Origin of the sequence: Paenibacillus sp. Soil750, assembly GCF_001428045.1 — a bacterium.
GTDB lineage: Bacteria > Bacillota > Bacilli > Paenibacillales > NBRC-103111 > Paenibacillus_E > Paenibacillus_E allorhizoplanae.
Genome location: NZ_LMSD01000002.1, coordinates 812 through 14466, shown reverse-complemented (window position 1 = coordinate 14466; position 13655 = coordinate 812). Strand labels below are relative to the sequence as shown.

General features: G+C 42.2%; 13 protein-coding genes. 11 read left to right on the top strand and 2 right to left on the bottom strand.

Annotation, left to right across the window (positions count from 1 at the left end):
- Positions 1 to 27 precede the first annotated feature (27 nt).
- On the top strand, positions 28 to 1158 hold the full coding sequence (locus ASL11_RS03295) for a class I SAM-dependent methyltransferase (RefSeq protein ID WP_063795468.1): 1131 nt from the start codon (positions 28 to 30) through the stop codon (positions 1156 to 1158).
- 32 nt (positions 1159 to 1190) lie between these two features.
- Here ASL11_RS03295 and ASL11_RS03290 read toward each other — a convergent pair whose 3' ends face one another.
- Positions 1191 to 1421, bottom strand: coding sequence for a DUF2626 domain-containing protein (locus ASL11_RS03290; RefSeq protein WP_029196536.1), 231 nt, complete (start codon positions 1419 to 1421; stop codon positions 1191 to 1193).
- 389 nt (positions 1422 to 1810) lie between these two features.
- Here ASL11_RS03290 and ASL11_RS03285 point away from each other — a divergent pair, with 389 nt between their 5' ends.
- The 10 genes from ASL11_RS03285 to ASL11_RS03240 all read left to right on the top strand — a co-directional run bounded on the left by ASL11_RS03285 (position 1811) and on the right by ASL11_RS03240 (position 13057).
- Positions 1811 to 2464, top strand: coding sequence for an RsfA family transcriptional regulator (locus tag ASL11_RS03285; protein WP_056609674.1), 654 nt, complete (start codon positions 1811 to 1813; stop codon positions 2462 to 2464).
- A gap of 102 nt (positions 2465 to 2566) precedes the next feature.
- Positions 2567 to 3520, top strand: a complete 954-nt coding sequence (locus tag ASL11_RS03280) for a ketopantoate reductase family protein (protein WP_063795471.1) — start codon at positions 2567 to 2569, stop codon at positions 3518 to 3520.
- 55 nt (positions 3521 to 3575) lie between these two features.
- A complete protein-coding gene (locus ASL11_RS03275) occupies positions 3576 to 3935 on the top strand; it encodes a DUF3397 domain-containing protein (protein WP_056610116.1) in 360 nt (119 codons plus the stop codon).
- Between the two features lie 389 nt (positions 3936 to 4324).
- Positions 4325 to 6007, top strand: a complete 1683-nt coding sequence (locus ASL11_RS03270; RefSeq protein WP_056609670.1) for a peptide ABC transporter substrate-binding protein — start codon at positions 4325 to 4327, stop codon at positions 6005 to 6007.
- A gap of 98 nt (positions 6008 to 6105) precedes the next feature.
- Positions 6106 to 7038 (top strand): ABC transporter permease, encoded by a 933-nt coding sequence (locus tag ASL11_RS03265; protein WP_056609668.1) that lies wholly within the window; start codon positions 6106 to 6108, stop codon positions 7036 to 7038.
- Between the two features lie 3 nt (positions 7039 to 7041).
- Positions 7042 to 7974, top strand: a complete 933-nt coding sequence (locus ASL11_RS03260; protein ID WP_056609666.1) for an ABC transporter permease — start codon at positions 7042 to 7044, stop codon at positions 7972 to 7974.
- A gap of 13 nt (positions 7975 to 7987) precedes the next feature.
- Entirely contained in the window at positions 7988 to 9025 is a 1038-nt protein-coding gene (locus tag ASL11_RS03255) for an ABC transporter ATP-binding protein (RefSeq protein ID WP_056609664.1), read from the top strand.
- Positions 9018 to 9992, top strand: a complete 975-nt coding sequence (locus ASL11_RS03250) for an ABC transporter ATP-binding protein (protein ID WP_056609662.1) — start codon at positions 9018 to 9020, stop codon at positions 9990 to 9992. The genes ASL11_RS03255 and ASL11_RS03250 overlap by 8 nt, the downstream gene beginning before the upstream one ends.
- Positions 9993 to 10148: 156 nt before the next feature.
- Positions 10149 to 11783 (top strand): bacillithiol biosynthesis cysteine-adding enzyme BshC, encoded by a 1635-nt coding sequence (gene bshC, locus ASL11_RS03245; RefSeq protein ID WP_056609659.1) that lies wholly within the window; start codon positions 10149 to 10151, stop codon positions 11781 to 11783.
- 11 nt (positions 11784 to 11794) lie between these two features.
- Complete coding sequence (locus tag ASL11_RS03240) at positions 11795 to 13057, top strand: adenosylhomocysteinase (RefSeq protein ID WP_056609657.1); 1263 nt, start codon at positions 11795 to 11797, stop codon at positions 13055 to 13057.
- A 329-nt stretch (positions 13058 to 13386) separates the two neighbouring features.
- On the opposite strand, the gene ASL11_RS36950 is transcribed toward ASL11_RS03240, so the two are convergent.
- On the bottom strand, positions 13387 to 13655 hold a 269-nt coding region (locus tag ASL11_RS36950), incomplete at its 5' end, for an integrase core domain-containing protein (protein WP_162261621.1).

Sequence of the window (13655 nt, the reverse complement as noted above, 5' to 3'; positions counted from 1 at the left end):
AAGTAAAGAACTGGGGGTTTTACAATCGTGAATCAACTAGAGCCTACTAGCGTTGCCGCTGCACTGAAGGAACATATTTGCTCGACACTAGATCAAAGAATATCCTTTCGAGACTATATGGAGATATGCTTATACCACGATACAGTCGGTTATTACCGAAAGGATCAAATAAAAATAGGTAAACAAGGAGATTTCTATACCAGCTCTTCCATAGGAACCGTAATGGGTGAAATGGTTGCTTCTTTCATTTATAACCATCTACGAACGCAATCCAATCTGCCTCCTCATCTTGAAATTGTTGAATGGGGGGGAGGCAATGGGCGAATGGCACGCCAGTTGCTTGATGAAATGAGGCTTGCTGCACCCGATCTATATGAACGATTAACGTATACGCTAATTGAATCGAGTGCCTATCACCGCCAATTGCAACAAGAAAGGCTTGTTGAACATGTGGATCGAATTCGTTTCGTGGATGAAACAGCTTGGTTAAGTGAGCCTCCAAGCGATCATGTGTATGTATTGGCCAATGAGTTGCTGGATGCCTTCCCGATTCACCGCCTACAATACAAAGATGGGGCATTTCGTGAATCGTTTGTGATCTGGCAGGAGCAAGCGCCTTATTTGCAAGAGATCTGGTTACCTCTTGGGTCTGGACGCATATTAGACTATCTAACTGCACTAGAAGTTCAATGGCAAGATGGTCAGATTAGTGAATTGAATCTTGAGGCAGTAGATTGGTATGTTCGTCTTTCGGGACGGATGCTAAGCGGGTGCGTTATGGCAATTGATTATGGTGATGTGGAGGAGGAGCTGTACGCCTCACATCGGCATCAAGGGACATTAATGTGCTATCGTAAGCACGAAGCGCACGATAATCCTTTTATCGACCCAGGTGAACAGGACATCACGGCACATGTTAATTTTAGCTTATGTCAAAAGGCTGCGGTTTCCGCAGGGTTTGAGCCCTATGTGTTTCAGACACAGCGTCAGTTCTTAGTTGAGCAGGGTATTTTGGAAAAACTGCAAAATCATTTCGATCCCAATCCATTTAGTGATGTGTCCAAAAGAAATCGTTCGATCCGACAATTATTGTTAAGCGATGGAATGAGTGAATTGTTTAAAGTGTTTATTGCCATTAAAAAAGGTGAACCGGCATAATTGCCGATTCACCTTTTTGCTCGTTATCTGCGTTAGACGGACATTTTGAAAAATGACCAATACGTAAATCCGCTGAAGGAGATAATCATGTATCCCCAGAACAGCAATATGTAAGTACGTTCTGACAAGCGCATATAGCCTAGAATGACGAATACGGCAGTTTGAAAAAAGAAAATCAGAGACATAGGTATCATATCGCCAGCTAAGCTCATTAGTGCGATAACAAGTGTCCAAAAACCTAGAACCCGAAACATGCGATCCATTCTCGTTACATCCCCCTCTCGTACCACGTTGCACAATAACTACAACACATTATACCGTTTGATCCAAGTGGTGTAAACCGTCAAACGGTGACGAAATTGAAAACATTTCATCATATAGACGTAGTATGTCTTTTTATACGAATCCCATGTATGAGGGTCAAAAAATTTGGCAATACCATTTAGTATCAAATAGATTCTATGAACTCTAGTACGGGCATAGAAATAGTAATAATGGCAACGAATCAATTGATACCTGTCTGACTAATTGATTCTTCTTTATGATGTATCCGCAGGTAGGAGAGAATTTGATCAGGAATCGAAGCTCCCGAAAAGGAGAGACTTTGCTCTCCGACCAAAGATCCCTATAATTTGTTAGGAGGTTTGGCCTTATGTCGGCAATTAGACAAGATGCTTGGAGCGATGAAGACGACTTAATTTTAGCGGAGTTGACATTGCGTCATATCCGAGAAGGAAGTACACAATTATCTGCGTTTGAAGAAGTTGGGGAGCGCATTGGACGAACCGCGGCAGCGTGTGGATTTCGCTGGAACAGCTTTGTACGGAAGAAATATGAAGCAGCCATTCAAATTGCGAAAGCACAGCGTCAGAAACGGACACAGCTGAAAAAGCATGCACCTGTTTCAATTTCCGGATCTTCTTCCATTGGTTTACTGGATAGTCCTGATGTATCTACTGGCAAGAATGAAGTATTTACTGAAGAAACGCTATCTATCGATGCAGTCATTCGTTTCTTACGGCAATGGCGCAGTACCTATCAGGATATGAATCGTCATATTAAAACGTTGGAAAAAGAACTGCAGGACAAAGAGGACGAACTCGATAGACTTGGCAGAGAAAATAATAAGCTGAATAAACAAGTGAATGAAGTTGAAACCGATTATCGCGTCGTGAATGATGATTATAAAGCGCTTATTCAAATCATGGACCGTGCCAGAAAAATGGCCTTCCTTGTAGAGGAAGAGGAAGAAGAGAAGCCGCGTTTCAAAATGGATGCAAATGGTAATTTGGAAAGAGTCGAATAATCTTTAGATGACTTAAAATGAAAAGCTGCAAATCAAGGGGAGCCTTGGTCTGTGGCTTTTTTGCTGTATAATAGTGGATACATGAATAAAGGTGGTTATTGCATGCATATCATGATCATCGGTGCTGGCTCTCTTGGCCTTCTTTTTGCTGCTAAGCTTGCCCCGAATTGTTCGCAATTAACAATAGTAACAAGATCTGAAGGACAAGCTAGAGAATTAGAGGAGCACGGCATCCAACTCGTTGGGACAGGGTCACTAGAGACGAAGCTTGCGAAGTCGATTGTATTTCAAAGCTATTCTGAGGAGATTAGTGGAAATGTGGCCGCAGTTGCGCGGGAAGTCGATTATATCTTCCTTATGGTGAAACAGACGGCAATATCACCAGAACTTATCACTTATATACAAAACAATATGACATGTCACACCCACTTGATATGCTTTCAGAATGGTGTTGGTCATGAAGTGAAATTAGGCCAAGCCATCGGGTGGGACAAGCTATTATTTGCCATTACAACAGAAGGGGCTAAGCGAATTGGGCCTACATCCGTTAAACATACAGGGCATGGAATCACATATGTGGGGGAGTTAGAATCGAATAATCTTGCTGTCACAAATCATCAACATATTTTCATTGTGCAGTTGCTGGAGTTAGCAGGATTTCGTGCGGAATTGTCGAAAAATATGGAAGTTAGAATCTGGACTAAATTAGTCATCAATGCGGTCATCAACCCACTCACAGCCATTCTACGTGTTCAAAATGGTGAATTGCTACGTTCGGTATGGACCCTTTCAATTATGCAAGATCTTTATCAAGAAGTGCTTCGATTGGCTGCTGCCAAAGGAATTGAACTTCCGGTTGACTTATGGGATACCGTTCAGGCTGTTTGCGAAGCGACAAAAACGAATCATTCCTCTATGTTGCAAGATATTGAGGCTTCGCGTCATACGGAAATTGACTATTTAAATGGCAGTTTAGTGAAGATGGGCAATGAAATGGGCCTCGATCTACCTGCAAATAGCATGGTGTATAGAATGATTAAAGCGATAGAAAATTAAGAGGTGAAACTTTTTGTTGAATAGTTTCGTTAGTCTATTATCTACCTTATATGCCATGTTGGCTGTAGCGCCATTTATCACGTTTGTTTTAGTATGGTTTCTAATCTTTCTATTTCTGAAGGATAAGAAGATGACCACGAGGTTTACTATGGATATCACAACTTTGTTTCTGCTAGGATCCGTATCCTTGATGTGGAACAAACTTTTTCATACCCAATTTGGTTTTTGGTTAATTGTCCTAATCTTATTAATTGCATTTGGTATTATAGGGGGTTATCAAAATCATTTGAAAGGGGAAACTAATTTAATCAAAGTAGGCAGGCTGGTATGGCGTCTTAGCTTTGTAGGCTTATCGGCATTATATATTCTGTTATTTTTCGTTCATATAGGTAAAAACTACCTTTTTTCAACATGAATCTCTTTGCGTTTCCCTGATTTTGGATATTATGGGCATTAATTAAACGGATCTTTGTAATATTTATTTGAGATTTGTAGAAAATAACAAACAAAATCGTCTAGATTTTATTAACCGTTGGTTGTATAATTAAAAACCGTGAGAGTAAATTTTTTTACCAGTTATTTAGACAGAGGTAAATTAATTGTGGACAAACTCATCGTTTATGTTATAATTCCTTGCGTAGACTCTAGTAAATTTTTTTACCAGAGGTTCGAGGGATATAATATAACATTAAAGAAGCGGTTTCATTGTTCTCCGGGTTAAAGGTGTAATGCTAATGTTAGAAAAGCTGACAAATCACCTAACCATAGATGTCTAGACATACATATTTTAAAGGAGGAGTTTATATGAAAGCGACAAAGTGGGTTACTACAGCAGTAGCATTAACGCTTATGGGTAGCGTAGCAGTTGGTTGTGGAAAAAGTGAGGAAACACCAGCGGTATCACCAACAGATGGTACAAAAGGTACAACAGCACCAGCTTCCAACAAACCTCAAGAAATTAAAATCAATTTCTCGGCAGAGCCTCCTGTTATGGATAGCTCCAAAGCTACAGCGAATGCTGCTTTTACATTTATTAGCGCATTTAACGAAGGTCTATACCGTACAGATAAAGACGGTAAAGCAACTCCAGGTCTTGCAAAAGATTTCCCTAAAATTTCTGCAGATGGTCTAACTTACACAATCGACATTCGTGACAATGCGAACTGGTCAGATGGTACACCGGTTAAAGCACAAGATTTTGCTTATTCCTTCAAACGTACATTGGATCCAGCTACAAAAGGGCAATATAGCTTTGTAGTAGCATGGATTAAAGGTGGAGAAGCTGTTACTAAAGCTAAAACTCCTGAAGAAGTGAAAAAAGCGCAAGACGCTCTAGGAGTTAAAGTTCTTGGCGACAAACAACTAGAAATCACACTTGAAAAACCGGTTGCATTCTTTACACAAATGCTTGCATTCGGAACTTTCTTGCCACAACGCGAAGATTTCGTAACGAAAGCTGGCGACAAATATGGCGCAGAAGCTGACAAAGTAATCGGTGCAGGTCCATTCATTTTGAGTAAATGGGATCATGGCCAAACACTTGAGCTTGTTAAAAATGAAAAATATTGGGATGCTGCAAATGTGAAGTTAACAAAAGCAACAGTCAATATCGTTAAAGACACAAATACAGGCCTTAACCTATATGAAACAGATGCGGCTGATTTGACTGAAATCAATCGTGATCAACTTACTTTGTACAAAGGTAAACCGGACAACCTGCCTAAACCAGAGTTGACGAACTCCTACTTGATGTACCAAGTGAAGAAACAACCAGCTCTTGCGAACAAAAAAATTCGTCAAGCGCTTGGTATGGCAATCGATCGTCAAGCTTATGTAGATACAGTTCTTGCTAACGGTTCCGTTGCTTCCACTGGTCTTGTACCAGGTGGTACTTCTGACGGTGCTGGCGGTGAATTCCGTAAAACAGCTGGCGAAACTCAACCGAAGTTCGATGCTGCTAAAGCGAAAACTTTGCTAGCTGAAGGTTTGAAAGAGCTTGGTCTAACAGCACTTCCAAAAATGAAAGTGAACGCGGATGATACAGAAACTGCGAAAAAATCACTTGAGTTCATCCTTGCACAATGGAAACAAAACCTTGGTTACGTAGCTGAAGCGAACCCAGTTCCTCATGCATTGCGTATCGAGCTTTCCTCCAAAAAAGATTTCGATATCGTTCTTTCCCTATGGGGCGCGGATTACAACGATCCAATGACGTTCTTGGATATGTGGGTAACTGGCGGCGAGTTTGATGAAGGTGACTACAGCAACCCAGAGTACGATAAACTTGTGAAGTCCGCTCAAACAGAAACAGATACTACGAAACGTGCTAAAGCTTTGGTTGAAGCTGAGAAAATCCTTATGGATGATCAAGGTGTAGCTCCATTGTACTTCCGTACTCGTGCGTATCTGAAAAAAGCATCCATTTCTGGTTTGATTCTTCCATCATTTGGTCAAGAGTGGGAATTGAAATGGGCTACAGTTAAGTAATCTTTAAAGAAGTTTTTTAGCAGAAGGGGCCGTTCGCACCTCGTGGGAGCGGCCTCTTCTAAGTTTCTTGTCTTATATTTTAATAAAGGAGGAGCAATATGATTAAGTTCATTCTTCGCCGTTTCCTATATGCGCTTATTACGTTATGGCTAATCGCAACATTTACTTTCGTTCTGATGAAAAACTTGCCAGGTAATCCACTAGGAGAAGGCGCTGAGAAGATTCCGAAAGCTACGAGAGATATGTTGATGAAGCAATACGGTCTAGATAAGCCGTTGTGGGAACAATACTTGACATTCATGAACAATATCATCCATGGCGATCTAGGAGCTTCCTTTCAATTCCCTGCTCACAAAGTAACTGATATTATCAAACAAGCTTTCCCTTCGTCCTTAGAACTTGGATTAATTTCAATTGTAATTGCAATTGTTGTTGGTTTAACTTTAGGGATTATTGCAGCCTTGAAACATAATAAAGTTGGCGATTACACTGCTATGTTCATTGCGATCCTAGGTGTGTCCATTCCGTCCTTCGTGCTTGGTCCCATGCTTTCTTATTATGTAGGTGTGAAGTGGGGAATTTTGCCTGCTGGTTTATGGAAAGGTCCAGAATACAAGGTATTACCAGCTATTGCTTTGTCCTTCGGTACAATTGCTATTTTGGCGCGGTTAATGCGTACGTCCATGTTAGACGTTTTGAATCAAGATTATATTAAAACAGCGAAATCAAAAGGTTTGTCAACTATAACAGTTGTAGTTAAGCATACAATTCGTAATGCGATATTACCGGTCATCACGATTATCGGTCCAATATTTGTAAACGTCATCACAGGTACGTTAGTTGTTGAACAAATTTTTAGTGTACCAGGTTTGGGTAAACATTTTGTGTCATCTGTATATTCGAATGATTATACGATGATTTCTGGATTAACTATCTTTTACTCAGCAATATTGATTGTCGTTATCTTTATTACAGACGTTGTGTATGGCTTAGTAGACCCTAGAATTCGTCTTGGGAAAGGCGGGAAATAATTCATGCAAACTCCAAATGAATCAACAGAGACTAACTACAAGTTTGCTCCCGTTTCAAATAAATCTCTAACTGGTGAAGTAATTGTACGACCTTCACTTAATTATTGGCAGGACGCATGGAGACGACTTAAGAAAAATAGACTGGCTATGGCTGGCTTAATTATATTGGTAACTTTAATCGTACTTTCGATTATCGTTCCATTTGTTTCAAGCTACGATTATCAGACGCAAAACTTAAAGCTTAAAAATGCGGTGCCAAGCAGTTCGCACTTCTTTGGAACAGATGATTTCGGTCGAGATGTGTGGACGCGTGTATGGTGGGGTACTCGAATCTCCCTATTTATTGGTATTACGGCGGCATTGATTGACTTAGTAGTTGGTGTTATTTACGGTGGGATTTCCGCGTATTACGGTGGGAAAGTTGATGAAGTGATGCAACGTTCCATTGAGATTGTCTACGCAATTCCTTTCTTGTTGATTGCCATTCTATTGATCATGGTTATTGGCTCAGGGGTTTCTTCCATTATTATCGCCTATAGTATTACAGGGTGGGTACCTATGGCCCGACTTGTTCGTGGACAAATGCTTACACTTAAAGAACAAGAGTTCGTATTGGCTTCGCGTACACTGGGAGCTTCTCCCATGAGAATAATTATGCGTAGTTTAATCCCCAATGCGCTTGGTATAATCATTGTACAGATCACATTCGTTGTGCCATCTGCGATCTTTACTGAAGCTTTCTTGAGCTTTATCGGTCTTGGTGTAAAGCCGCCGCTGGCATCGCTAGGTAACTTGCTGTCAGACGGTGCTAACTATATTCGGTTATATCCGCATCGCCTTATTTTCCCGACAATTGTGTTCAGCTTAATCTTGTTGAGCTTCAATCTACTCGGCGATGGGCTTCGTGATGCGCTAGATCCAAAAATGCGCAAGTAAGAAGGGGTGAATAATGATGAGCACCAAAGACAATTTGCTAGAAGTGAAAGATTTGAGAGTTTCATTCCAGACGTATGCGGGTGAAGTTCAAGCTGTTCGTGGCGTATCTTTTTCTTTGAAAAAAGGTGAAGTGTTGGCGATTGTAGGTGAATCCGGCTGCGGTAAATCCGTAACGGCACAAACGCTCATGCGTTTAATTCCTACTCCGCCTAGTTATATAAAAAGCGGCTCTATCATGTTTGATGGGAAAGTGGATATTACCAAACTTTCCAATAAGCAAATGGAGAAAATTCGTGGCTCAGAAATGGGTATGATTTTCCAGGATCCAATGACTTCATTGAATCCGACAATGAAAATCGGTGATCAGATCACGGAAGGTTTGATCAAACACGAAGGTTTAAGTAAAAGCGCTGCAAAAGATAGAGCTATCGAAATTCTAAAGCTTGTTGGTATCAACTCGCCTGAGGGTCGTATTCATCAATATCCACACGAACTTTCCGGTGGTATGCGTCAACGCGTTATGATCGCGATTGCTCTTGCGTGTTCGCCTAAGCTTCTGATTGCAGATGAGCCAACAACAGCGCTAGACGTTACCATTCAGGCTCAAATTATTGATTTGATGAAGAAGATCTCTGTTGAAACGGACTCATCCATTATCTTGATTACGCATGATCTTGGTGTTGTTGCTGATATGGCAGGGCGCGTTGTGGTTATGTATGCAGGAAAAATTATTGAACAAGGTACCGTAGATGAAATATTCTATGAGCCGCAGCATCCATATACATGGGGCTTGCTTCGTTCAGTGCCGCGGTTGGATACGAACGCGAATGAGGAGCTTGTGCCGATTCCAGGTACACCTCCAGATTTGTTCGCTCCACCGAAAGGGTGTGCCTTCGCAGCTAGATGTCCATATGCGATGAATCACTGTCTGGAAGAAGATCCGGCACATTCCGTGCTGTCTGAAACACATTCAGCGGCTTGCTGGTTACTTCACCCGGATGCGCCGAAGGTTGAACGTCCTGTAGGAGTGGGAGGTAATAGGCATGTCTAAAACATTGGCTAAGTCTGAGCAACCGATTTTGCAAATTCGCAATATGAAGAAACATTTCAATCTTGGAAACGGCAAGATCTTGAAAGCCGTAGACAACTTTTCTATAGAAATTAAACGTGGTGAAACGTTTGGTCTTGTTGGGGAGTCCGGTTGTGGTAAATCCACAGCAGGAAGAACCATCATTAAGCTTTATGATGCGACGGAAGGCGAAGTCATTTTCGATGGCGAAGATGTTCATAAGCTGACTGGGAAAAAGTTGAAGGAATTCAACCGGAATATGCAAATGGTATTCCAAGATCCTTACGCATCCCTGAACCCACGTATGACTGTCGGGAATATCATTGCTGAAGGTATTGATATCCATGGCTTATACAAAGGTGCAAAGCGTAAAGAACGTGTTATGGAATTACTTCGTGCAGTTGGTTTGAATGATGAGCATGCTAGCCGATTCCCACATGAATTCTCCGGTGGTCAACGTCAACGTATCGGGATTGCCCGTGCGCTTGCGATTGAACCGAAATTCATTATCGCAGATGAGCCGATTTCTGCTTTGGACGTTTCCGTTCAGGCACAAGTCGTTAACCTTTTCAAAAGATTACAAAAAGAAATGGGCTTAACTTACTTATTTATCGCGCATGATTTGGCGATGGTGAAGCACATCTCCGACCGTATCGGGGTTATGTATTTAGGGAATCTAGTAGAAGTTACAACTTCTGATGCCCTATATGCGAAACCGTTACACCCATATACACAATCGCTGCTTTCAGCGATTCCAATTCCGGATCCAGAAGTTGAGCGTACACGCGAGCGTATTATCCTTCAAGGCGATGTACCGAGTCCGCTTAACCCGCCTAGTGGTTGCCCATTCCGTACACGTTGTCCACAAGCGATGGCGAAGTGTGCAGATTCCATGCCGCCTAGCAAAGAAGTGGAACCGAATCACTTTGTTGCTTGTCATCTATACTAATAAATCTAGCCGTCCCTAAGGGGCGGCTTTTCCTCGTTATCTTAACCTTTGCACAATTGTAATTAGAAAAAATACAGTTTTGACGATTTCAGGGCTACCGTGTACAATCAAAGGATAGTTGTTTTATTTGTTATGAAGAGGAGACACTAGTCGCATATGCAAATGGAAACTTTTCAATGGAAGAAAAATCAGACATTGGCGGAAGATTATATAACGGGTAAAGGTAAGGCGAAGTCGTTGTTCCCTTATCATTTTGGAAACGCGGAAGATTGGCAGGCTCGTGTGAATTGGCTGGACGGAGCTAAGGATGCCCCGCATGTCGAGCGTGAGCGGCTTGTAGGGATGCTAGAAGCTTACAATCGACGTGTAGGGAATACAGATGTGGCTCTCGAGCATATCGCAGCATTAGGCGATCAGCAAACGCTGGCGATTGTTGGTGGTCAACAAGCGGGATTGTTTGGCGGACAGTTGATGATCCTTTATAAGGCCATCACGATTATTCAATTGGCGCGGGAGTGGCGTACTAAGCTGCAACGCATAGTCGTTCCGATTTTTTGGATCGCTGGTGAGGATCACGACTTCGATGAAGTCAATCACGTCCATGTTCTTTCGAATACGCAGCAGATTGAGAAGCTGAAGGTGGAGCATCCAACTGGTGTAAGGACGTCCGTGAGTCGCCTGCCACTGTCCTCTGAAGCCTGGGAAGAGGCATTGAATAAGTTAGATCAATCACTAATGGATACGGAATTCAAAGCGTCCTTGTTAGATAAAATGCGTTCAGCTGCAGGAGATGGCGCGACACTTTCAGATGCTTTCGCTCGTTGGATGGCGATGTTGTTTGGCGAGTATGGACTTGTGTTGATCGATGCGGATGAGCCTTCGGTTCGTGCACTAGAGTCATCTATGTTTGAGCAAATGGTAGTGCAAAATGAGTCATTTACCGCTTCCTTACTGCGCAGTCAAGCTGAAGTCAGTCAATCGGGTTATGGGATTCAAGCGGAAATTCATGAGGATGCTGCGAACCTCTTCGTTTTCGCCGAAGGTGCGAGATTGCTGCTTCATCGTGAGAGAGAGCACTTTACGGATAAGAAAAATACGGTTAGTTACACGAAAGCTGAACTTCGTGATAAAGCGGAGTCGACACCGGAACAGTTGAGCAATAATGTCATGTCTCGGCCGCTTATGCAGGAATATCTATTTCCAGTTCTGGCAACAGTGCTTGGTCCTGGGGAAATTGCTTACTGGGCGCTGACGAAGCAAGCGTTCGAGCATTTTCATATGCGTATGCCGATTGTGGTGCCGCGACTGGAGTTTACATTGATTGAGGGTACGATAAAGAAACAGATGGACAAATACGAGCTTACTTTGACAGACGTTCTGGAACGCTTTGATGAGAAGAAACAAGCTTGGTTGGATGCGCAAGATACACTTCAGCTCAACGAACGGTTTGAAGCTGTTAAGGAGTCCTTCCTTAGCGCCTACGCTCCCCTTGTGGAGTCTCTTAGTAGTATTAATCCTGGTGTCAAAAAGCTTGGAGATACGAATCTGGCTAAAATTGTGGAACAAATTGAATATTTGCACCATAAGGCAAGCGAAGCGTCACATACGCAATTCGATGCAGCAATCCGACAGTTAGACCGTGTTCGACTTACTATTTTTCCGTTAGCCAAGCCACAAGAAAGAGTGTATAATGGGTGTGCTTATCTGAATCGTTATGGGAATGTTTGGCTGCATCATTTACTTGAGACGCCAATACCTGTAGACGGCATGCATCGTATCTATTATTTGTAGGAGGAACGAAGATGACAATTGCAACAAACAGTATTGTAACTGACATGGCGTTAGCGCCAGATGGTCATTTGAAAATTGATTGGGTTCAGGCGCACATGCCTGTTTTGAATCGAATTCGTGAGCAATTTGAGAAAGAACAGCCTTTCAAAGGTTTGAAAGTAACGATCTCTTTGCATTTGGAAGCTAAAACTGCTTACTTAGCAAAGGTTGTTAAAGCTGGAGGAGCTGAAGTTACGATCACAGGTAGTAACCCGCTTTCCACGCAAGATGATGTATGTGCGGCGCTTGTTGAAGATGGAATCACGGTATTTGCCAAATACAACCCAAGTGCAGAAGAATACAAAGAGCTTCTTATTAAATCATTAGAATCCAAACCAGACCTCATTATTGATGACGGTGGCGACTTAGTTTCACTTCTTCACTCCGAGCGTAAAGATTTGGCTGTAAATGTGCGCGGTGGTGCAGAAGAAACAACAACAGGGATTCTTCGTTTGAAAGCGATGGAGAAAGACGGGAAACTTGGTTTCCCAATGGTTGCTGTTAATGATGCTTACTGTAAATACTTGTTTGATAACCGTTATGGTACAGGTCAATCCGTTTGGGATGGCATCAACCGTACAACAAACTTGGTGGTTGCAGGTAAAACCGTCGTTGTAGTTGGCTATGGCTGGTGTGGTAAAGGTGTGGCTATGCGTGCCAAAGGTTTAGGCGCTAACGTAATCGTAACTGAAATCGATGCGATTAAAGGCGTTGAAGCGTATATGGATGGTTTCGCAGTTATGCCAATGATCGAAGCTGCGAAATTGGGTGATTTCTTCGTTACGGTTACAGGTAACCGCGATGTTATCCGTGGCGAACACTACAAAGTGATGAAAGATGGCGCAATTCTTTCGAACGCGGGACACTTTGATGTTGAAGTAAACAAACCGGAGTTAGAGGCGTTGTCTTCCTCCAAACGTACAGTTCGACGTAACATTGAAGAGTATCAACTGACGGATGGTCGTAAAGTGTATATCTTGGCTGAAGGTCGCTTAGTTAACCTAGCTGCTGGGGATGGTCATCCTGCCGAGATCATGGATATGACATTTGCGCTTCAAGCGATGTCCTTGAAATATGTGAATGATGCTTATCAAACTCTAGGAAATACAGTTGTCAATGTTCCTTATGTGTTGGATGAGCAAGTTGCTCGCTTCAAGCTTGAATCACTAGGTACGAGTGTGGATGCTCTCTCAGATGAGCAAAAAGCTTACCTAGATAGCTGGGATGAGCACTAGAATATACATGATGTGATGATGATGCCCTTTGGTCCACTGTTGTGGATTGGAGGGCATTTTTCTTGAGTTTAGTCCAAGTCCCGATACAATAGATGTATTTTGTACAGTTAATTAAGTAGGAATTGGCTAGTTTATAACATTAACTGGATTTTTTACAGGTAATTTTTAGGGATTTTGTCAAACTGAGTAATAAAGTGCTCTTCTGTCAAGAAAGTGGACGTCACTAAGTTATGCGACTTGCTGGTAGTATAGCTGCTCAAATTGCTCAGGTGACATGTAACCAATTGTGCTATTCATGCTCTTCTGTCAAGAAAGTGGACGTCACTAAGTTATGCGACTTGCTGGTAGTATAGCTGCTCAAATTGCTCAGGTGACATGTAACCAATTGTGCTATTCGACCTTGTCCTGTTGTAAAAGAACTCAAGATATCGATACAGCTTCTGATGGGCTTCTTGTTTAGTCTTGAATTTTGGGTTGCTGTAGATGAATTCACGCTTCATAATGCTATGAAATGCCTCCATACAGGCATTGTCATAACAGTTACCTTTACGACTCATACTGGGCGTTATCCCATAGCTTTCTAGCTGACTGCGGTACT

Excerpts from the sequence above, each read along its gene's own strand:
- ASL11_RS03290 (WP_029196536.1), bottom strand. The coding sequence starts at position 1,421 with ATGGATCGCATGTTTCGGGTTCTAGGTTTTTGGACACTTGTTATCGCA.
- ASL11_RS03285 (WP_056609674.1), top strand. The coding sequence starts at position 1,811 with ATGTCGGCAATTAGACAAGATGCTTGGAGCGATGAAGACGACTTAATT.
- ASL11_RS03280 (WP_063795471.1), top strand. The coding sequence starts at position 2,567 with ATGCATATCATGATCATCGGTGCTGGCTCTCTTGGCCTTCTTTTTGCT.
- ASL11_RS03275 (WP_056610116.1), top strand. The coding sequence starts at position 3,576 with ATGTTGGCTGTAGCGCCATTTATCACGTTTGTTTTAGTATGGTTTCTA.
- ASL11_RS03270 (WP_056609670.1), top strand. The coding sequence starts at position 4,325 with ATGAAAGCGACAAAGTGGGTTACTACAGCAGTAGCATTAACGCTTATG.
- ASL11_RS03265 (WP_056609668.1), top strand. The coding sequence starts at position 6,106 with ATGATTAAGTTCATTCTTCGCCGTTTCCTATATGCGCTTATTACGTTA.
- ASL11_RS03260 (WP_056609666.1), top strand. The coding sequence starts at position 7,042 with ATGCAAACTCCAAATGAATCAACAGAGACTAACTACAAGTTTGCTCCC.
- ASL11_RS03255 (WP_056609664.1), top strand. The coding sequence starts at position 7,988 with ATGATGAGCACCAAAGACAATTTGCTAGAAGTGAAAGATTTGAGAGTT.
- ASL11_RS03250 (WP_056609662.1), top strand. The coding sequence starts at position 9,018 with ATGTCTAAAACATTGGCTAAGTCTGAGCAACCGATTTTGCAAATTCGC.
- bshC (WP_056609659.1), top strand. The coding sequence starts at position 10,149 with ATGCAAATGGAAACTTTTCAATGGAAGAAAAATCAGACATTGGCGGAA.
- ASL11_RS03240 (WP_056609657.1), top strand. The coding sequence starts at position 11,795 with ATGACAATTGCAACAAACAGTATTGTAACTGACATGGCGTTAGCGCCA.